The sequence below is a fragment of the Rugamonas fusca genome, from assembly GCF_014042365.1.
Taxonomy (GTDB): Bacteria; Pseudomonadota; Gammaproteobacteria; order Burkholderiales; family Burkholderiaceae_D; genus Rugamonas; species Rugamonas fusca.
Map to the genome: position 1 here is coordinate 1 of NZ_JACEZS010000074.1, position 494 is coordinate 494.

At 71.1% G+C, this 494-nt stretch carries 1 protein-coding gene; it reads right to left on the reverse strand.

Annotated features, from left to right (window positions below; genetic code table 11):
- Window positions 1-494: TonB-dependent receptor plug domain-containing protein (locus H3H36_RS26370; RefSeq protein WP_182220992.1), on the reverse strand; the 494-nt coding region annotated here is incomplete at both ends.

The following is a 494-nucleotide window of genomic DNA, read 5'->3' on the forward strand; positions in this document are numbered from 1 at the left end:
GCCGCCGAGTTGCGCGACGGGATATCGTCCGAGCCCACGCCGCCACGGGCCCAGGCGGCGCTCGATGCGTCACGCGACTGGGCGCCGGCCGTGAAGTACAGCTTGCCGGCCGGGGTCGGCAGGTCGCCGTTCACGTACAGGGTCTGGTTCTGGGCCTTGGTGTCGCCGATGATGCGCGGGTTGCCCGGCTCGGCGCGGTTGGAGCGGCCACGGTCCAGGTATTCGCCCGTGATGCCGATCACGCCCTTGTCGCCCAGGGCCACGCCGCAGTAGGCCGAGGCCAGGTAGTTCTTGCCGTCGCCCACCGAGTACTGGCTGTAGCCGGCCACGGCTTCGCAGCCCAGGCTGCGTTTCAGGCCGATGTCCAGCACGCCGGCGATGGCGTCCGAGCCGTACTGGGCGGCGGCGCCGTCGCGCAGCACTTGCACGTCCTTGATGGCCAGCATGGGGATGGCGTTCATGTCGGTGCCCGTGTTGCCGCGGTTGCGCGCGCC